The sequence below is a fragment of the Streptomyces sp. NPDC048671 genome, from assembly GCF_055587045.1.
Genome location: NZ_JBVJHB010000023.1, coordinates 13,462 through 32,183, shown reverse-complemented (window position 1 = coordinate 32,183; position 18,722 = coordinate 13,462). Strand labels below are relative to the sequence as shown.

The 18,722-nt window shown below is 71.2% G+C and carries 13 protein-coding genes; 11 read left to right on the top strand and 2 right to left on the bottom strand.

The window, feature by feature from the left end; translation table 11 throughout:
• Nucleotides 1–94: 94 nt before the first annotated feature.
• The 8 genes from ACZ6S6_RS34270 to obgE all read left to right on the top strand — a co-directional run bounded on the left by ACZ6S6_RS34270 (nt 95) and on the right by obgE (nt 10,481).
• On the top strand, nt 95–877 hold the full coding sequence (locus ACZ6S6_RS34270; RefSeq protein ID WP_362963956.1) for a TIGR03936 family radical SAM-associated protein: 783 nt from the start codon (nt 95–97) through the stop codon (nt 875–877).
• A gap of 232 nt (nt 878–1,109) precedes the next feature.
• The gene (locus ACZ6S6_RS34265) at nt 1,110–5,228 is read left to right on the top strand and encodes an Rne/Rng family ribonuclease (RefSeq protein ID WP_469708882.1); all 4,119 of its coding nucleotides are present in this window, start codon (nt 1,110–1,112) and stop codon (nt 5,226–5,228) included.
• A gap of 119 nt (nt 5,229–5,347) precedes the next feature.
• Nucleotides 5,348–6,238 (top strand): UTP--glucose-1-phosphate uridylyltransferase GalU, encoded by an 891-nt coding sequence (galU, locus tag ACZ6S6_RS34260; protein WP_362963952.1) that lies wholly within the window; start codon nt 5,348–5,350, stop codon nt 6,236–6,238.
• 71 nt (nt 6,239–6,309) lie between these two features.
• Nucleotides 6,310–7,062 (top strand): phosphocholine cytidylyltransferase family protein, encoded by a 753-nt coding sequence (locus ACZ6S6_RS34255; RefSeq protein WP_362963950.1) that lies wholly within the window; start codon nt 6,310–6,312, stop codon nt 7,060–7,062.
• Complete coding sequence (locus ACZ6S6_RS34250) at nt 7,050–8,111, top strand: iron-containing alcohol dehydrogenase family protein (protein WP_469708879.1); 1,062 nt, start codon at nt 7,050–7,052, stop codon at nt 8,109–8,111. Before ACZ6S6_RS34255 ends, ACZ6S6_RS34250 begins: the two co-directional genes overlap by 13 nt.
• Before the next feature lie 198 nt (nt 8,112–8,309).
• Complete coding sequence (gene rplU / locus ACZ6S6_RS34245) at nt 8,310–8,630, top strand: 50S ribosomal protein L21 (RefSeq protein ID WP_024494442.1); 321 nt, start codon at nt 8,310–8,312, stop codon at nt 8,628–8,630.
• Nucleotides 8,631–8,644: 14 nt separating this feature from the next.
• Nucleotides 8,645–8,902 carry a 50S ribosomal protein L27 gene (rpmA, locus tag ACZ6S6_RS34240; RefSeq protein WP_362963945.1) on the top strand — a complete coding sequence of 86 codons (258 nt, stop codon included), beginning with the start codon at nt 8,645–8,647 and terminating at the stop codon, nt 8,900–8,902.
• Nucleotides 8,903–9,041: 139 nt separating this feature from the next.
• Nucleotides 9,042–10,481 carry a GTPase ObgE gene (gene obgE, locus ACZ6S6_RS34235; RefSeq protein ID WP_362963943.1) on the top strand — a complete coding sequence of 480 codons (1,440 nt, stop codon included), beginning with the start codon at nt 9,042–9,044 and terminating at the stop codon, nt 10,479–10,481.
• Between the two features lie 93 nt (nt 10,482–10,574).
• Here obgE and ACZ6S6_RS34230 read toward each other — a convergent pair whose 3' ends face one another.
• Nucleotides 10,575–12,806 (bottom strand): bifunctional glycosyltransferase/CDP-glycerol:glycerophosphate glycerophosphotransferase, encoded by a 2,232-nt coding sequence (locus ACZ6S6_RS34230; protein WP_469708877.1) that lies wholly within the window; start codon nt 12,804–12,806, stop codon nt 10,575–10,577.
• Between the two features lie 204 nt (nt 12,807–13,010).
• On the opposite strand from ACZ6S6_RS34230, the gene galE reads away from it, so the two are divergent.
• Nucleotides 13,011–13,982, top strand: a complete 972-nt coding sequence (gene galE, locus ACZ6S6_RS34225) for a UDP-glucose 4-epimerase GalE (protein ID WP_469708875.1) — start codon at nt 13,011–13,013, stop codon at nt 13,980–13,982.
• 78 nt (nt 13,983–14,060) lie between these two features.
• Here galE and ACZ6S6_RS34220 read toward each other — a convergent pair whose 3' ends face one another.
• Nucleotides 14,061–16,133, bottom strand: a complete 2,073-nt coding sequence (locus tag ACZ6S6_RS34220; protein ID WP_469708873.1) for a hypothetical protein — start codon at nt 16,131–16,133, stop codon at nt 14,061–14,063.
• A 517-nt stretch (nt 16,134–16,650) separates the two neighbouring features.
• On the opposite strand from ACZ6S6_RS34220, the gene ACZ6S6_RS34215 reads away from it, so the two are divergent.
• Both ACZ6S6_RS34215 and rfbB read left to right on the top strand, forming a co-directional pair.
• A complete protein-coding gene (locus ACZ6S6_RS34215; protein WP_362962555.1) occupies nt 16,651–17,721 on the top strand; it encodes a glucose-1-phosphate thymidylyltransferase in 1,071 nt (356 codons plus the stop codon).
• Nucleotides 17,718–18,704 (top strand): dTDP-glucose 4,6-dehydratase, encoded by a 987-nt coding sequence (gene rfbB, locus ACZ6S6_RS34210; protein WP_362962557.1) that lies wholly within the window; start codon nt 17,718–17,720, stop codon nt 18,702–18,704. The genes ACZ6S6_RS34215 and rfbB overlap by 4 nt, the downstream gene beginning before the upstream one ends.
• Nucleotides 18,705–18,722: the final 18 nt, after the last annotated feature.

The following is an 18,722-nucleotide window of genomic DNA, read 5'->3' as shown; positions in this document are numbered from 1 at the left end:
TTTCGAGGGCGGCGTGCCACCCGCGTCCGTCCCGCACCGAGGAGAAGAACCACTGGGCAAGCGACAGCCCGAAGGCCCGCCGCCCGCACCGGCAGTGCAGCGCATTCGTCTGCGCTACACCAAGCGCGGCCGCCTCCGGTTCACCAGTCACCGTGACTTCCAGCGTGCCTTCGAGCGGGCGCTGCGCCGCTCCGAGGTGCCCATGGCCTACTCGGCGGGCTTCACCCCGCACCCCAAGGTGTCCTACGCCAATGCCGCCCCCACCGGCACGGGCAGTGAGGCCGAGTTCCTGGAGATCGCCCTCAGCGAGGCGCGTGACCCCGACGTCCTGCGTGAGCTGCTCAACGACTCGCTGCCGGACGGTCTCGACATCACGGACGCCGTGGAGGCCCGCACCTCGGGTCTTGCCGACCGGCTGACCGCCTCCATCTGGGAGATGCGGCTGGACGGGGTCTCCGTCGAGGAGGCGGAGAAGGCCGTGGCCGCCTTCAACGGGGCCGAGACCGTCGAGGTCCAGCGCCGTACGAAGAACGGCATGCGCAGCTTCGACGCCCGGTCCGCCGTGGTGGAACTGCGGGCCCTTGATCAACAGCCTGATAGGCCCGGGGTCAAGGCCTGTGCGATACTGCGGCTGGTTGTTCGGCACGTGACACCTGCCGTACGACCTGACGACGTCCTGTCCGGTCTTCGCGTTGTGGCCGACCTGGCGCCGCCGGTCCCCGCAGCGGTGACCAGGCTGGCGCAGGGGCTCTTCGACGAGGAGTCCGGCACGGTGACCGACCCGCTCGCGCCTGACCGCGAGGCAGCCCCGGCCGCTCTACCCACGGCCATCGGGACCGCCGTCGCGACGGCGCCGGAAGGTGCAGGCACCGCGTAAGGCGGTCGTTGTAGCGCAGCCCTCGGACTCGGGAGCCACCTGGGCCGGGCCGCGCGCTGACCCATAAGACTTTCGCCAGGCCGTGCGCACACCGCGTACGGAACCGGCGAGCCAGACATTCAGCCCCCGTGCGGCGCCCGCGCCCCGGACGGCGGTACCGCGTACAACATGCGGACCGTGCCGGACCGGAATCAGGCGCGGCGCCCGGGAGCGCGACGGGAGAACCGCCCGCATGCTCGAGCCCACCGAACCCGGTACGACCGGGAACGCAGAAGACAACAACACCCCCGGGGACAAGCTGCCGCCGCGCCGCAGGCGCCGCGCGGCTTCCCGCCCGGCCGGGCCGCCCTCGGGCGGCGCGCCGGCCATACCGGCCGTTGACGCCGGAGAGTCGGACCCCAGCACGGAGAACACCACCGAGGCCGAGGCGGCCCCGCCCGTCCGTGCCCGCCGTCGCGCGGTCCGCAAGGCGACCGCTCCGGCGGGTGCCCCGCAGGCCGCCGAGGTCGTGGAGCCCGTCGCGGCCGCTGTGACCCCCGAGCCGGCCGAGGACGAGCCCGCCGAGCCCGCTGCCGAGGCGCCGCGTGCGCGTCGTCGTGCCTCCCGCAAGGCGACTGCCCCGGCGGGTGCCCCGCAGGCCGCCGAGGCCGTGGAGATCGTCGAGGAAACCGCGGCCGTGGAGAGCCCCGAGGCTGTCGCGGCCGAGCCCGCTGCCGAGGCGCCGCGTGCGCGTCGTCGTGCGTCCCGCAAGGCGACTGCCCCGGCGGGTGCGCCGCAGGCTGCCGAGGCCGTGGAGATCGTCGAGGAAACCGCGGCCGTGGAGAGCCCCGAGCCCGTAGAGGCCGAGCCCGCCGCCGAGGCGCCGCGCGGCCGTGCCCGGCGCAGGGCTTCCGCCCCGGCCGGTGCCCCGCAGGCCACCCGGACCGAGTCCGCCGAGCCCGTAGCGGCCGCCGAGCCCGCAGAGGTCACCGAAGCGGCCGAGCCCGCCGAGCCCGCAGAGGCCCCGCGCGGCCGCCGCCGTGCGGTCCGCAAGGCCACCGCTCCGGCCGGTGCCCCGCAGGCCACCGAGGAGCGCACCGAGGTCCAGACGGGCGAGAGCCTGCCCGAGACCGCCGTCGAGGAGCTGGCCGCCGAGACCGCCGAGGTCGAGGAGGCCGCCCCGCGCGGCCGTCAGCGCCGCCGGGCCACCGCCGCGGCGGGCAGGCCCGAGTTCACCGGCAAGGTCGAGGAGCCCGTACGCAGGAGCCGTGGCGCGGCGCGCCCCTCCGTCGCCGTGTTCCAGGCCCCGGTCTTCGCCGAGCCGATGTTCCAGACCCCGGAGACCGCCGCGGCCGCGGCCGCAGCCGAGGTCCCCGCCTCGCCGGACGAGGAGCCCGAGGACGAGATCGCGACGGCCGAGGAGCAGACCCCGGCCGCCGAGACGCCCGCTCCCGCCGAGGCCGCCCCGCAGGGCGGTTCGCGCCGCCGTCGCCGCCGTCGCGGTGAGGCAGCCGAGGCCGAGCCCGCCGCCGCACCCGCTCCGGCCGCCGCCCCGGTGGAGGAGCAGGCCGAGGAGGAGCACGAGCCTTCGGGCGAGCACGACGCCGAGCACGACGGCGAGGACACCGACGAGTACGGCGACCGGCCCTCCCGCCGCCGCCGTCGCGGTGGCCGTCGCCGCCGTCGCGGTGAGTCCGCCGAGGACGAGGGCGGCGAGCAGCACACCGACGACGCCTCCGACCGCTCCGGCGACGAGCACGAGCACGAGCGCGCCCACGAGTCCGAGGACGAGGGCGACGACGACAACGACAACGACGACGACTCGGGTGCCTCCGGATCGAGCAGCAGCCGCCGCCGTCGCCGGCGCCGCCGTCGCAGCGGTGACTCCTCGTCCGACGCCGAGAACGGCACGGACGACCCGGAGCGCACGGTCGTCAAGGTCCGCGAGCCCCGTAAGAAGGAAGCCGAGCGCGAGCCCGGCACCGGCTTCGACGAGGTCCAGTCCATCAAGGGCTCGACCCGTATGGAGGCCAAGAAGCAGCGCCGCCGCGAGGGCCGCGAGCAGGGCCGCCGCCGGGTCCCGATCATCACCGAGGCGGAGTTCCTGGCCCGCCGCGAGGCCGTCGAGCGCGTCATGGTCGTCCGCCAGAGCGGCGAGCGCACCCAGATCGGCGTCCTTGAGGACAACGTGCTCGTCGAGCACTACGTCAACAAGGAGCAGGCCACCAGCTACGTCGGCAACGTCTACCTGGGCAAGGTCCAGAACGTCCTGCCGTCCATGGAGGCCGCCTTCGTCGACATCGGCAAGGGCCGCAACGCCGTCCTGTACGCCGGTGAGGTCAACTTCGAGGCGCTCGGCATGGCCCACGGGCCGCGCCGTATCGAGACCGCGCTCAAGTCCGGCCAGTCCGTCCTCGTCCAGGTGACGAAGGACCCGATCGGCCACAAGGGCGCCCGCCTCACCAGCCAGGTCTCGCTGCCCGGCCGCTACCTGGTCTACGTGCCCGAGGGCTCGATGACCGGGATCAGCCGCAAGCTGCCCGACACCGAGCGCGCCCGGCTCAAGACCATCCTCAAGAAGATCGTTCCCGAGGACGCGGGCGTCATCGTCCGCACCGCCGCGGAGGGCGCGAGCGAGGACGAGCTGCGCCGCGACGTCGAGCGGCTCCAGGGACAGTGGGATGACATCCAGAAGAAGTCGAAGAGCAGCGGCAGCTCCAACGCGCCGACGCTGCTCTACGGCGAGCCGGACATGACCGTCCGGGTCGTCCGCGACATCTTCAACGAGGACTTCTCCAAGGTCATCGTCAGCGGCAACGAGGCGTGGGACACCATCCACGGTTACGTCTCGCACGTGGCGCCCGACCTGACGGACCGGCTGTCGCGGTGGACCTCCGAGGTCGACATCTTCGCGACCTACCGGATCGACGAGCAGCTCATGAAGGCGCTGGACCGCAAGGTCTACCTGCCGAGCGGCGGCTCGCTGGTGATCGACAAGACCGAGGCGATGGTCGTCGTCGACGTCAACACCGGCAAGTTCACCGGCCAGGGCGGCAACCTGGAAGAGACCGTCACCAAGAACAACCTGGAGGCGGCCGAGGAGATCGTGCGCCAGCTGCGGCTGCGCGACCTCGGCGGCATCGTCGTCGTCGACTTCATCGACATGGTGCTGGAGTCCAACCGGGACCTGGTGCTGCGCCGGCTCCTGGAGTGCCTGGGGCGTGACCGTACGAAGCACCAGGTCGCCGAGGTCACCTCGCTGGGCCTGGTCCAGATGACCCGTAAGCGGGTCGGTCAGGGTCTGCTGGAGTCCTTCTCCGAGACCTGTGTCCACTGCAACGGGCGCGGCGTGATCGTGCACATGGAGCAGCCGACCTCGGTCGGTGGCGGCGGTGGCGGCAAGCGCGCCAAGAAGCGCGGCCGCGGCGGCTCGGGCCAGGACCACGAGCAGGACCACGACCACAGCCACGAGCACGAGCACGAGCAGGGCCACGACCACGAGGCCGAGACCGAGGCCGAGGTCGCGGCGGAGGTCGCCGCCCCGCTGGCGCTGCCCGAGCCGGAGTTCGTCGCGGACGAGGAGCTGTACAGCAGCCCGGCCGAGGCCGAGGCGGCCGCCGGGCGCGGCCGTGGCCGCCGCCGGGCGACGCGCAAGGCGTCGGCGCCGGCCGGTGCCCCGAAGTCGGCGTCCGCGCCGGCTCCGGTGGCCGAGCCGGCCGCGCGGCCGGAGCCCGTCGCGGAGCCCGAGCCGGAGCCGGTCGTCGAGGCCCCGGTCGTCGAGACCCCGGCCGTCGAGGCTCCTGCCGCCGAGGCGCCCCAGGGCCGTACGCGCCGTCGTGCGACCCGCAAGGCGACCGCCCCGGCAGGCTCGCCCGCCGCGGCCGAGCCGACCCCGGCCGAGCCCGCAGCGGCCGCCGAGGAGCCGGTCTCCGATGCCGACCCGGTCGCCGCTGAGGACCCGGTGGTCGAGGCCCCGCACGTGGAGGCCCCGCACGTGGAGGCCCCGGCCGAGGAGCCGGCCGCACCGCCGCGGGCCCGGCGCCGGGCGACCCGCAAGGCCACCGCGCCCGCGGGTTCCCCGGCCGGTACCGACGAGGCGGAGACCGTCGTGGTGACGGCCCCCGCCGAGACCGCGCCCGAGTCCGCTTCCGACGCCGAGCCCGAGGCCGCACCGGCCAAGAAGGCGGTCCGCAAGACCGCCAAGAAGGCCACCGCCAAGAAGGCGGCCACCACGAAGACGGCTGCCACGAAGACCGCCGCCAAGAAGACCGCCGCGAAGAAGACGACGGCCAAGAAGGCGGCAGCGAAGAAGACGGTGGCGGCGGAGCAGCAGGCGCCGTCCACCGTCACGGCATCGGCCGACGAGGTCTGACCCGACTCGCACCGTGCGCCCGTACGCAGCCGGACCGGTTCCGTCACAGGAACCGGGTCGGCTGCGTATGGGCGTCCGTCGAACCGCACCCTTCCCCGTGGACACGGAAGTCTGAGCACATGCGCAAGATCCAGAAGGCCGTCATACCGGCCGCCGGGCTCGGTACCCGGTTCCTGCCGGCGACGAAGGCGACTCCCAAGGAGATGCTGCCGGTGGTCGACAAGCCCGCGATCCAGTACGTCGTGGAGGAGGCCGCCGCCGCGGGGCTGAGCGACGTGCTGATGATCACCGGGCGCAACAAGCGCGCCCTGGAGGACCACTTCGACCGGAACTACGAGCTGGAGTCGGCGCTGACCCGCAAGGGCGACGACGAGCGGCTGGTGCGGGTCCAGGAGTCCAGCGCCCTGGCGACCATGCACTACGTCCGCCAGGGCGACCCGCGGGGCCTCGGCCACGCGGTCCTGTGCGCGGCGCCCCATGTGGGCGACGAGCCGTTCGCGGTGCTCCTGGGCGACGACCTGATCGACCCGCGCGACCCGCTGCTGTCCCGCATGGTGGAGGTCCAGGAGCGCGAGGGCGGCAGCGTCGTCGCGCTCATGGAGGTCCCGCGCGAGCTGATCCACCAGTACGGCTGCGCCGCGGTGGAAGCCACCCCGGAGAGCGACGTCGTCCGGGTCACCGGGCTGGTCGAGAAGCCGGAGCCCGGCGAGGCGCCCAGCAGCCTCGCCGTCATCGGACGCTACGTCCTGGACCCCGCGGTCTTCGGCGTGCTGCGCGAGACGGAGCCCGGCCGGGGCGGCGAGATCCAGCTGACCGACGCGCTTCAGCAGCTGGCCGTCGACGAGAAGCTCGGCGGCCCGGTGCACGGTGTCGTCTTCCGCGGCCGCCGCTACGACACCGGTGACCGCGGCGACTACCTGCGGGCCATCGTCAGACTCGCCTGCGAGCGCGAGGACCTGGGCCCCGACTTCCGTACCTGGCTGCGCGATTACGTAGCGACCGAGCTCTGAGAGGCTGTCGCAAGCCGTACGGCACCCGGACCCACCCGAGACACACGTACCAAGGACCAAGGAGAACCCTCATGATCGGCATGATTCTGGCGGCCGGCGCCGGCCGTCGTCTGCGCCCCTACACCGACACGCTTCCCAAGGCACTGGTGCCGGTCGGCCCGGAGGGCGACGAGGAGAGCCTGACCGTCGTCGACCTGACGCTGGGCAACTTCGCCGAGGTCGGCCTGACCGAGGTCGCGATCATCGTGGGCTACCGCAAGGAGGCCCTGTACGAGCGCAAGGCGGCCCTTGAGGCGAAGTACGGCGTCACCCTCACGCTGATCGACAACGACAAGGCCGAGGAGTGGAACAACGCCTACTCCCTCTGGTGCGGCCGTGACGCCCTCAAGGACGGTGTGATCCTCGCCAACGGCGACACCGTGCACCCCGTCTCCGTCGAGAAGACGCTGCTGGCCGCCCGCGGCGACGGCAAGAAGATCATCCTCGCCCTCGACACGGTGAAGAAGCTCGCCGACGAGGAGATGAAGGTCGTCGCCGACCCCGCGAAGGGTGTTCAGCGCATCACCAAGCTGATGGACCCGGCCGAGGCCACCGGCGAGTACATCGGGGTCACCCTCATCGAGGGTGACGCGGCCGCTGAGCTGGCCGACGCGCTGAGGACCACGTTCGAGCGCGACCCCGACCTGTACTACGAGGACGGCTACCAGGAGCTCGTCAACCGCGGCTTCAAGGTCGACGTGGAGCCGATCGGCGACATCAAGTGGGTGGAGATCGACAACCACGAGGACCTGGCCAAGGGCAGGACCATCGCGTGCCAGTACTGACCCGGCTGATACCGGCGCCGGTCGTCGTCGACATCCGGGCGGGCGCCCTGGCCGACCTGGCGAGTGTCCTGGCCGACCAGCGCATCTCCGGTTCGGGGAAGCTGGCTGTCGCGATCAGCGGGGGCTCCGGCCGGGCGCTGCGGGAGCGGCTGTCGGCGAGCCTGCCCGGCGCCTCCTGGTTCGAGGTCGGCGGCGGCACGCTGAGCGACGCCGTCAAGCTGGCCGAGGACATGAAGTCCGGGCGGTACGACGCCGTGGTCGGCCTCGGTGGCGGCAAGATCATCGACTGTGCCAAGTTCGCCGCGGCGCGCGTCGGGCTGCCGCTGGTCGCCGTGGCGACGAACCTGTCCCACGACGGTCTGTGCTCACCGGTGGCCACTCTGGACAACGACGCGGGGCGCGGCTCGTACGGTGTCCCGAACCCGATCGCCGTCGTCATCGACCTCGACATCATCCGTGAGGCCCCGGTCCGCTACGTGCGGTCCGGGATCGGGGACGCGCTCTCGAACATCTCCGCGGTGGCGGACTGGGAGCTGGCCCACCGGGTCAACGGCGAGGACATCGACGGACTGGCCGCGGCCATGGCCCGGCAGGCCGGCGAGGCCGTGCTGCGCCACCCCGGGTCCCTGGACGAGGACCGTTTCCTCCAGGTGCTGGCGGAGGGGCTGGTGCTCACCGGTATCTCGATGTCGGTCGCGGGCGACAGCCGGCCCGCCTCCGGCGCCTGCCACGAGATCAACCACGCCTTCGACCTGCTCTTCCCCCAGCGCGCGGCCAGCCACGGGGAGCAGTGCGGTCTGGGCGCGGCGTTCGCGATGCATCTGCGCGGCGCCCACCAGGAGTCCGTACGGATGGCCGGGACGCTGCGGCGCCACGGTCTGCCGGTGACCGCGCGGGAGATCGGGTTCAGCGTGGACGAGTTCGTCTCGGTGGTCGAGTTCGCACCCCGGACCAGGCCGGGCCGGTACACGATCCTGGAACATCTGAACCTGTCCCCGGACGGGATCAGGGACGCCTACGCCGACTACGTCAGGGCGGTCGGGGCCTGAAACCGGGGCCCGGTTTGACCGGGGTGTCCGAGGCCCCGTAATCTTGACCGTCGGCGTTTGTTTCGCCACACCTCTGAGCAACTGACCTCCCGCTCGTACGGGAGAGGCCGCTCGTCCAATCCGGATCATCACGGGTCCCCGGACCCGTGTGAGCGGCTGGCCTCAGGGGTTTCCGCTTCGAGTGAGAGTGAGATCCGCGTGTACGCCATCGTGCGCAGCGGTGGTCGGCAGCACAAGGTTGCTGTCGGCGACATCGTTGAGGTTGACAAGATTCCCACCGCCAGTGTTGGCGACACGGTAGAGCTCTCTACCCTGCTCGTTGTCGACGGCGACGCCGTGACCAGTGACCCGTGGGTGCTTGACGGCATCAAGGTCCAGGCCGAGATTGTGGACCACCACAAGGGCGCGAAGATCGACATCCTTCGCTACAAGAACAAGACCGGCTACCGCCGTCGCCAGGGTCACCGCCAGCAGTACACGGCGATCAAGGTCACCGGTATCCCCGCGGCTGCGAAGTAAGGGACTGAGGAGACATGGCACACAAGAAGGGCGCATCGTCCACCCGGAACGGGCGCGATTCCAATTCTCAGCGGCTCGGCGTGAAGCGCTTCGGCGGTCAGGCCGTCAACGCCGGTGAGATCCTGGTCCGCCAGCGCGGCACCCACTTCCACCCGGGCACGGGCGTCGGCCGTGGCGGCGACGACACGCTGTTCGCCCTCGCCGCAGGTGCGGTCGAGTTCGGCACGCACCGTGGCCGCAAGGTCGTGAACATCGTTCCGATCGCCGGCTGATTTTCGGCGCTCGTCGAGCGGTTTGACGTGGAGGCGGACCTCACTTCCTGTAAGGGGAAGTGGGTCCGCCTTTCGCGTGTTGCTCCTACGGGGGCACGAGCGAGACATTTCTGCACGTATGTAACTGGAGGTTCCAACCATGACCACCTTCGTGGACCGCGTCGAGCTGCATGCCGCCGCGGGTAACGGAGGCCACGGCTGCGCCTCCGTTCACCGTGAGAAGTTCAAGCCGCTCGGCGGCCCGGACGGCGGCAACGGCGGCCGTGGCGGCGATGTGACCCTGATTGTCGACCAGGCCGTCACCACGCTCCTCGACTATCACCACCACCCCCACCGCAAGGCCACCAACGGCCAGCCCGGCGCGGGCGACAACCGCACCGGCAAGGAGGGCCAGGACCTGCTCCTGCCCGTGCCGGACGGCACCGTCGTGCTGGACAAGGACGGCAACGTGCTCGCCGACCTGGTCGGCCAGGGCACCATGTTCGTCGCCGGCCAGGGCGGCCGCGGCGGCCTCGGCAACGGCGCGCTGGCCTCCGCCCGGCGCAAGGCCCCCGGCTTCGCGCTGCTGGGCGAGCCCGGTGAGAGCCGGGACATCGTCCTGGAGCTGAAGACCGTCGCCGACGTCGCCCTTGTGGGCTACCCGAGCGCCGGCAAGTCCTCGCTGATCTCGGTCCTGTCGGCCGCCAAGCCGAAGATCGCCGACTACCCGTTCACGACCCTGGTCCCGAACCTGGGTGTCGTCACCGCGGGCAGCACCGTCTACACCATCGCCGACGTCCCGGGCCTGATCCCGGGCGCCAGCCAGGGCAAGGGCCTCGGCCTGGAGTTCCTGCGGCACGTGGAGCGCTGCTCGGTGCTCGTGCACGTGCTGGACACGGCGACGCTGGAGTCCGACCGCGACCCGGTCTCCGACCTCGACATGATCGAGGAGGAGCTGAAGCTGTACGGCGGTCTGGACGACCGGCCCCGCATCGTCGTCCTCAACAAGATCGACATCCCGGACGGCCTGGACCTGGCGGAGATGATCCGTCCGGACCTGGAGGCCCGCGGCTACCGCGTCTTCGAGGTCTCCGCCGTGGCCCGCACCGGGCTCAAGGAGCTCTCCTTCGCGCTGGCGGGTGTCATCGCCGAGGCGCGTGCCGCCAAGCCGGTGGAGGAGGCGACCCGTGTCGTCATCCGGCCCAAGGCCGTGGACGACGCCGGTTTCACCGTGGTGCTGGAGGAAGACGGCATCTACCGGGTGCGCGGCGAGAAGCCGGAGCGCTGGGTGCGCCAGACCGACTTCAGCAACGACGAGGCCGTCGGCTACCTCGCGGACCGGCTGAACCGGCTCGGTGTCGAGGACGCGCTGCGCAAGGCCGGTGCCCGCGCGGGCGACGGGGTGGCCATCGGGGCCGAGGACAACGCCGTCGTCTTCGACTGGGAGCCGACCGTGACCGCCGGTGCGGAGATGCTCGGCCGCCGTGGCGAGGACCACCGGCTGGAGGAGCCGCGTCCGGCCGCGCAGCGCCGTCGCGACCGCGAGGACGAGCGCGACGACGTCAGCAAGGAGTACCAGGAGTTCGACCCGTTCGCGTGACAACGGGAGACTGATCACCGGTCCCGGTTCCCCTTCGGGGGAGCCGGGACCGCGTGTTTTCCGGGGCGCCCGGTCAACGGGCGCCCGGTTCCGTCAGGGGCGGCCGGCCCGTGCGAGCGCCTCGGCGGGGGTCGGCGCGGGGGTGCGCTCGGCGAGCGGGACGACCGGGAGCAGCGTCTCCTCGCCCAGGAACACCCGGCGCACGACGCGCTCCGCGGCGCGGCCGTCGTCGAAGTCGCAGAAGCGCTCCCGGAACGCCCTGCGCAGCCCCGCCGACGCCTCGCTCCGCCACTCCTGGGAACCCAGGACCGAGACGAGCTGGTCCTGGCTGGTCGCCACGGCGCCCGGGGGCTCGGCCATCAGGTCGAAGTAGGTGCCCCGCACGACCCGGTAGGTGTTCCAGTCGTCGGCGTAGATCACGATCGGCCGGTCCAGGTTGGCGTAGTCGAACATCGCCGAGGAGTAGTCCGTGACGAGGGCGTCCGCCGCGAGGTAGAGCTGCTCGACGTTCCCGTGCGCGGAGACGTCGATGATCCGGCCGCTGGCCTGGAGATCGGCGAGCCGGCCCGTCGGCTTGTAGAAGTAGTGGCCGCGCACCAGCAGGGTGACGTCGGGACCCAGTTCATCGGCCAGCCTCGGCAGGTCGAGCCGCGGGGTGAAGGACTTCTGGTACTCGCGGTGGGTCGGCGCGTAGAGGAAGGCCGTCGAGCCGTCCGCCAGGCCGAGTTCGTGCCGGGCCCGCGAGACGTCCGCCGCGGTGGCGTTGAGCAGTACGTCGTTGCGCGGGTACCCGGTCTCCAGCGAGGTGTACCGGCAGGGGTACACCCGCTCCCACACGGTGGTGGAGAAGCGGTTGGCGGACAGGCTGTAGTCCCAGCGGTCGCACCGGCTGAGCAGCTTCTCCATGTCCATGCTGGTGGACGCGGGGTAGTCGGCCTGGTCGAGACCCATCGTCTTCAGCGGGGTGCCGTGATGGGTCTGCAGATGGATCTGGCCCTCGCGCTTGATGACGGTGTCGCCGAAGTTCACGTTGTTCGTCAGGTACTTCGCGCGGGCCATCACCGACCAGTACTCGCGGGACCCGACGAGCACGGTCTCGACGCCCTTGGGCACCCGGTCGCGGTGCTCGGACCTGACCGCCCAGACCCGGCGCATGCCCGGGGCCAGCCGGCCCAGCTCCGCCTCGATGGCCGCGGGGCTGCAGGAGTAGCCGCGGCCCCAGTACGCGGAGAACACCGCGAGGTTGTCGTCCAGCGGCATCCGCAGCTGGGACCGGTAGAACATTCCCAGGGCGGCGCGCTTGGCCCGGCCTACGCGGGCCCGGCCACCCAGCTTGGCCCGGTTGCGCACGTTGTTGACCCGGGTCACGCCGACCAGCGCGGAGTAGGAATCAAGGCTCAGCAGCGCGTACTTGTAGCCCCGGCCGCCCAGCGGCCGCTGGAAGTCCTCCGGCAGGCGGCTCCGGTAGTCCTTGGCCGCGCGGTGGAAGAACTCGGCCCGTGCGTTCTGCGGAAGCCGGCCGGGCTTTTCCAGGACGGTCAGAAAGTGGTCGACCATTTTCCTGAAGAGCGCCGGACGCCAGGAATCGAGATCCGGCCGCGAGTCCAGATAGGCGAAGACACGGTCGTACTGATCGAAGACATCGAAATGCTTGCGGCTGACCGTGCGGAGAATGTTCCCGCCCTCACGCCGCTGCCGGTACAGCACACAGGAGCGGTCCAGGACGGCGATGCGCTCCGCGGAGATCAGCGAGGAGTACGTCCACGGCGCGTCCTCGTAATAACCGGGCGGGAACCGGAAGCCGTGCCGGGTGACGAAATCGCGGCGGTAGGCCTTGTTCCACACGATCTGGAGCAGATCCAGCAACTGCGGCCGGTCGGTCAGCGCGAAGACGGCGGGACCGCTCTCGTCCAGCAGTTCCGCGCGCTTGTTGCGCAGCAGCCGCCCGTCCCAGTAGGTGCGGGTGTAGTCGTAGATCAGGACGTCGGGGTCGTCCGTCGCGTCGAGGCGGGCCGCGATGGCCGCCAGCGATCCCGGGGCCAGGGTGTCGTCGCTGTCGAGGAAGAGCAGATAGTCGCCGGTCGCCTCGTCGATACCCGCGTTGCGCGCGCGTCCCAGCCCCACGTTCTCCGTGAGGTGGAGCACACGGATGCGGGCGTCGCGTTCCGCGTACGTGTCGAGGATCGCGCCGGAGCCGTCCGGCGAGCAGTCGTCGACGCCGATGATCTCGTAGTCGGTGAAGTCCTGCTGGAGCACGGAGTCGAGACACTCCCCGATGTACCCCTGCACGTTGTACGCAGGCACGATGAGTGTCAGTCGAGGCATCGTCCACCAGTCCAGAGCTGTCCGAGGGTCTGTGCGAGGGGCGCGGTGCGCACCGCTGAACAGTGGGGCGACGTCCAGCACCCGGACAGCGTAATTGATTGCTGTCAGCCCCCTTTGCGTGGCAAGGCGCGATCCGCTGATCCGACTTTATGTGCACGTAGAGTGAAGCGGACGGGTAAGACCTCGGACAGGGAGACGCACGACATGACCTGGATGGTTACGGGTGGGGCGGGATACATCGGTGCACACGTCGTGCGCGCGATGCTCGCGGGCGGTCAGCGGGTCGTCGTGTACGACGACCTGTCGACCGGGAGCGCCGACACGGTGCCCGACGGGGTGACCCTGGTGACCGGCAGTGTGCTCGACCGTCAGGCACTCGACGCGGCGATCCGCGAGCACGGTGTGACCGGTGTGGTGCACATCGCGGGCAAGAAGCAGGTGGGCGAGTCCGTCGAGCGCCCCCTGCACTACTACCGGGAGAACGTGACGGGACTGCGGGTGCTGCTGGAGAGCATGGTCGACGCGGGTGTCGACCGGCTGGTGTTCTCCTCCTCCGCCGCCGTCTACGGCATGCCCGATGTCGTCCTCGTCACCGAGGACACCCCCTGCGTGCCGATGAGCCCGTACGGCGAGACCAAGCTCGTCGGCGAGTGGCTGATCCACGCCGCCGCCCGCGCCCACGGCCTGCGCTGCGCCTCGCTCCGCTACTTCAACGTCGCCGGTGCGGCGTCGCCCGAACTGGCCGACGCCGGGGTGTTCAACCTCATCCCGATGGTCTTCGAGCGCCTTGAGGCCGGTGAGGGCCCGCGGATCTTCGGCGACGACTACGCGACGCCGGACGGCACCTGCGTCCGCGACTACATCCACGTCGAGGACATCGCCTCCGCCCACCTCGCGGCCGCGCGCCGGCTCGACGACGCGGAGCGCGGCACGGATCTCACGCTCAACATCGGACGCGGTGAGGGCAGTTCCGTACGGGAGATGGTCGACCGGATCCTCAAGGTGACGGACAACGGGGACATCGTCCCCGAGGTGACCGCCCGCCGCGCCGGTGACCCGGCGCGTGTGGTCGCGGGCGCCGACCGGATCCGCGCGGAGCTGGGCTGGTCGGCCCGGTACGGCGTGGACGAGATGATCGACTCCGCCTGGCAGGGCTGGCGCCACCGCCACCCGTAGAGCCTGTACGGCAGAGGCCCGGCACCACTCCGCGAGGGAGTGGTGCCGGGCCTCGGCCGTGACTGGCGGGGCCGGGGGTTATCCCTCGGGCGCCGGTTCCAGCTGTTCCTCGCCCGCCGCCACGGCCTCCTCCAGGGCTCCCCGCTGTGCCGGGATCGCCGGGAGCAGCCGGTTCGACATCCGTACGCGGTGCTCGTCCGCGACCTCGCACAGCTCGAGCACCGCCTCGCTGAAGCGTGCCTGGGACGGCGGGTCCGAGGGGCCCAGGAGATGGAGCTTCAGACCGGCGCGGGCCGCGGCCAGTCCGTCGTCCACGGGGTGGCGCACCGCGTCGAGGAGCGCGGCGACCCCGGCCCCGTCCGGCGTCAGGATCGTCGCCGCGCGGACCGTCGGGAACGCGTCGCGGAACAGCTCCTCGGGCAGGTCGCTGGTGTTCGCGACGGCGTACGGCTTCTCGCCCGCCAGGTAGTCCGTGACCACGCTCGACACATCGCTGATCAGCAGGTCCGCCTCGTTGAAGCAGGAGTACAGCGCGGGCTGCGGGGCCGTGATGACCTGGTGCTCCGCCGCGGGGAGCGACGCCCAGTGGGCCGCCTCCCAGGCCGCGGTCGCCGCGGCGACGGCCTCGGCCCGGCCGGGCTCCGGTGTGCCCTGCACCAGCATGCGTTCCACGTCGTCCGCGTCGTCCCGGAACGAGGCGGCGGTCAGCGCGTCCAGCTCCGAGGTCCGGCGGGCCAGCTCGGCGGCGGCCCGCGGACCGGGGCGCGGGGCGGTGCGGCCGCGGTTGGCCTCGTGGATCAGGGCCTGGATGCGTTCGTCGGCGGCGCCGGCCAGGGGATCGACCGAGCCGGTCATCGGGTGCGGCTTGTAGAGCAGCCGGACGCCCGGGTCGGCGAGCAGCGCCCGGACGATGTTCTCGCCGGCCAGGAGGACCGAGGTGTTCCCCGGGTTGCCGTCCCAGCCCTCCCAGGTGGGGGCGTAGAGCACGGTCGTGCGCGCACCGGTGGGCGGGCCCGCGTACGGGGTGATCCCGGCGAGCTGGGGGCGGCCGATCTCCACCACGTCGCGGTCCTCGATGCCGACGTCGGCCAGCGCGTAGCGTTCGCGCGCCGCCGGTCCGGCGACCCACACCTCGTCGTACGCCTTCGCGTACGGATTGCAGCTGGAGAGCTTGTCGCTCTCGCCGTGATTGACGAAGGCGTGCTTGATCGACGGTATCCGCAGGATCTGCGAGGTCTTGCCGGAGTTCGCGGGGTGGATCAGCAGCTTCAGCGACGACTGCTCCAGGCGGAGCAGGTGGGAGACCTTCGGGATGCACACGATGGGGATGTCCGTGGCGCCGATCCGCTGCATCATGAAGCGCTCGCGCAGCACGATCACCGGGCGGCCGTCGAGTTCGGCCAGCGCGTCGAGCCACATGTTGGCCTGGTACGCGGACGAGGCGCCGCCGGAGAAGTACATGCCGACGGTCGGCCGGTAGTCGGCCAGCCAGCCGTCGAACCAGTCCAGCACCTTCTCGGGGGACGCGGGGCGGCGGCGCACCAGACACCGCACCAGCCCGGCCAGCGAGACGGCGGCGAGGGCGACCGACAGCCCGATGCCCGCCGCGGCGAACTCCGGCTCGTCGTTCGCCGCCGTCACCAGCAGGCCCGCGGTCGCGGGCAGCCCGAACAGCAGCAGGCGCGGCCCGTGCCGGCGCATCAGCAGGGCCGGGGGCGCCGGGGTGATGCCCAGGGCGGAGGCGTCGATATTGCGGGTGAGCAGCGGCAGGGTCCGTATCCCGCGCACCCGGATCGCCGCCGCGTGGCCGGCGAGGTGGAGCGCGTAGAAGAGGAGCAGGCCGAGGACGAGGGGGAGGTAGATCGTTTCCCGGTAGTTCCCGCCCAGCCGGAGCAGCCCGACGACCAGCAGGAAGTCGCACGTCAGCCGGCGGACCATGACATCGGCCCGGACCTTGGCGAGCAGGGAGACCTGGCCCGGCTGCCATCGGTGCAGGGCGGCCTCGGCCAGCAGGTTGGCCGCCGTCGCCGTGACGAGCAGTGCGAGGTGGGGAACGGCTGCCGCGGCTGCCTGGGCGGCGAAGGACGCGGCCAGTACGGCAACGGGGAGAGCCTTCGCGGCGGACCGCAGGAGCGGGGGGAGTGGTTGCACTGGGGGACTCCAAAGAGCGCGAGGCTCGCGTGCGCGGTCGGGCCGCGCCGGCGCGTCGGCGCGGCCGGGACCCGGTCCCGGACCGGCCGCCCGGTGGGCATGGGGTTCTGGGGCCCCACCATATGGAAGGCGCCTCGTCCGTTCATGAGATGAATGTGAAGATTCAGTGAGAATTACGGGCGTGGGCGCAACCAAACTCCGAGTTCGTGAATTGGCAGGATTAGTTCCCGAAAGTGCGGATTGTGCCGCACCGGCGGCCGGTTCATCGCATCGGATCAGGGCAAACCGGCGTCCCCCCTATCAGTTCGAGGTGGCCGGCGGGTGTCTCCGCGTCCCCGAACCGGGAGTGCGCGAAAAGGCGGCATGCGGTTACGGGCTGCCGCCGCTTTTCGTCCGGATGTGTCGGTAACGGGTCGAGAGGGCTGTTTCACCGCAGATGGGACAGCGAATCTCAGTAAGGTCGCCCAACAGGTCGCAGCTGCGACAGGACCGCCATCTCATCGTGGGGGCACAAAAAGTGAAGGCTCTCGTACTTTCCGGTGGGGCAGGCACCCGGCTCCGTCCCATCACCCACACCTCGGCCAAACAGCTGGTCCCGGTGGCGAACAAACCGGTGCTCTTCTACGGCCTGGAGGCCATCGCGGAAGCGGGTATCACCGAGGTCGGCATCATCGTGGGCGACACCGAGGAGGAGATCCGCGCGGCGGTCGGGGACGGCTCCCGGTTCGGCATCGACGTCACCTACATCCCGCAGTCCGAGCCGCTCGGCCTCGCGCACGCGGTCCTGATCGCCCAGCGCTTCCTGGGCGACGAGGACTTCGTCATGTACCTCGGGGACAACTTCATCATCGGCGGGATCGCCGGACTGGTCGAGGCGTTCAGGGCGGACCGGCCCGATGCCCAGATCCTGCTGACCCAGGTGCCCGACCCGACCTCGTTCGGCGTCGCGGAGCTCGACGGGGAGGGCAGGGTGGTGGCCCTGGAGGAGAAGCCCAGGGAGCCCAAGAGCGATCTGGCGCTCGTCGGTGTCTACCTCTTCACCCGGGTCATCCACGAGGCGGTCCGCTCCATCCGCCCGTCCTGGCGCGGCGAGCTGGAGATCACCCACGCCATCCAGTGGCTGATCGACCAGGAGCGCGACGTCCGCTCCACGATGATCCGCGGGTACTGGAAGGACACCGGTAACGTCACCGACATGCTGGAGGTCAACCGGACCGTTCTGGAGAGCATCGAACCGTCCACCGAGGGCGCCCACGTCGACGACGAGAGCGAGATCATCGGCCGGGTGCGGATCGAGCAGGGCGCCCGGGTCACCCGCAGCAGGATCGTCGGCCCCGCCATCATCGGCGCCCGCTCGGTGATCAGCGACGCCTATGTCGGACCGTTCACCTCGGTCGCCCAGGAGTGCCGGATCGAGGACAGCGAGATCGAGTACTCCATCGTCCTGCGGGGCGCCTCGATCGACGGCGTCCGCCGCGTGGAGGCCTCCCTCATCGGCCACGAGGTCGAGGTGACCCCAGCGCCCCGGAGCCCCTCCGCCCACCGTCTCGTCCTCGGCGACCACAGCAAGGTGCAGATCTCCTCATGACGAACCGCATCCTGGTGACCGGCGGTGCCGGATTCATCGGCTCGCACTACGTCCGTACGCTGCTGGGCCCGGACGGTCCCGGTGACGTGGCCGTCACCGTGCTCGACAAGCTCACCTACGCGGGCAACCCGGCCAACCTCGACGAGGTCCGCGACCACCCGGGCTTCTCGTTCGTGCGGGGCGACATCTGTGACGCGGAGCTGGTCGGCGGCCTGATGGCCGGACACGACCAGGTGGTGCACTTCGCCGCCGAATCGCATGTGGACCGCTCCATCGACGGCGGCGCCGCCTTCGTCCGCACCAACGTCGTGGGAACCCACACCCTCGTCCACGCCGCGCACCTGGCGGGCGTCCGGACCTTCGTGCACATCTCCACCGACGAGGTCTACGGATCGATCGACGAGGGCTCCTGGACCGAGCGCGAACCCCTCGCGCCCAACTCCCCGTACTCCGCCTCCAAGGCGTCGAGCGACCTGATCGCGCTCTCGTACCACCGCACCCACGGACTCGACGTGCGGGTGACCCGCTGCTCCAACAACTACGGGCACCACCACTTCCCCGAGAAGGTCATCCCGCTGTTCGTCACCCACCTCCTCCAGGGCCGGCCGGTCCCGCTGTACGGCGACGGCGCCCACGTCCGCGACTGGCTGCACATCGACGACCACGTCCAGGGCATCGAGCTCGTCCGCACCCGGGGACGGGCGGGCGAGGTCTACAACATCGGCGGCGGCACCGAGCTCTCCAACAAGGAACTCACCGGACTGCTGCTGGAGGCCTGCGGCGCCGACTGGGACGCCGACGTCACCTACGTCGAGGACCGCAAGGGCCACGACCGGCGCTACTCCGTGGACTGCGCCAAGATCCGCGAGGAGCTCGGTTACGCACCGCGCAAGGACTTCCGCAGAGGCCTCGCCGAGACCGTGCGGTGGTACCGCGAGAACAGCGCGTGGTGGGAGCCCCTCAAGGAGAGGGCCGCGCTGTGAGCCCGGTCTGGCTGGTCA

Excerpts from the sequence above, each read along its gene's own strand:
- ACZ6S6_RS34230 (WP_469708877.1), bottom strand. The coding sequence starts at position 12,806 with ATGCCTCGACTGACACTCATCGTGCCTGCGTACAACGTGCAGGGGTAC.
- ACZ6S6_RS34265 (WP_469708882.1), top strand. The coding sequence starts at position 1,110 with ATGCTCGAGCCCACCGAACCCGGTACGACCGGGAACGCAGAAGACAAC.
- rfbB (WP_362962557.1), top strand. The coding sequence starts at position 17,718 with ATGACGAACCGCATCCTGGTGACCGGCGGTGCCGGATTCATCGGCTCG.
- ACZ6S6_RS34255 (WP_362963950.1), top strand. The coding sequence starts at position 6,310 with ATGATCGGCATGATTCTGGCGGCCGGCGCCGGCCGTCGTCTGCGCCCC.
- rpmA (WP_362963945.1), top strand. The coding sequence starts at position 8,645 with ATGGCACACAAGAAGGGCGCATCGTCCACCCGGAACGGGCGCGATTCC.
- galU (WP_362963952.1), top strand. The coding sequence starts at position 5,348 with ATGCGCAAGATCCAGAAGGCCGTCATACCGGCCGCCGGGCTCGGTACC.
- obgE (WP_362963943.1), top strand. The coding sequence starts at position 9,042 with ATGACCACCTTCGTGGACCGCGTCGAGCTGCATGCCGCCGCGGGTAAC.
- galE (WP_469708875.1), top strand. The coding sequence starts at position 13,011 with ATGACCTGGATGGTTACGGGTGGGGCGGGATACATCGGTGCACACGTC.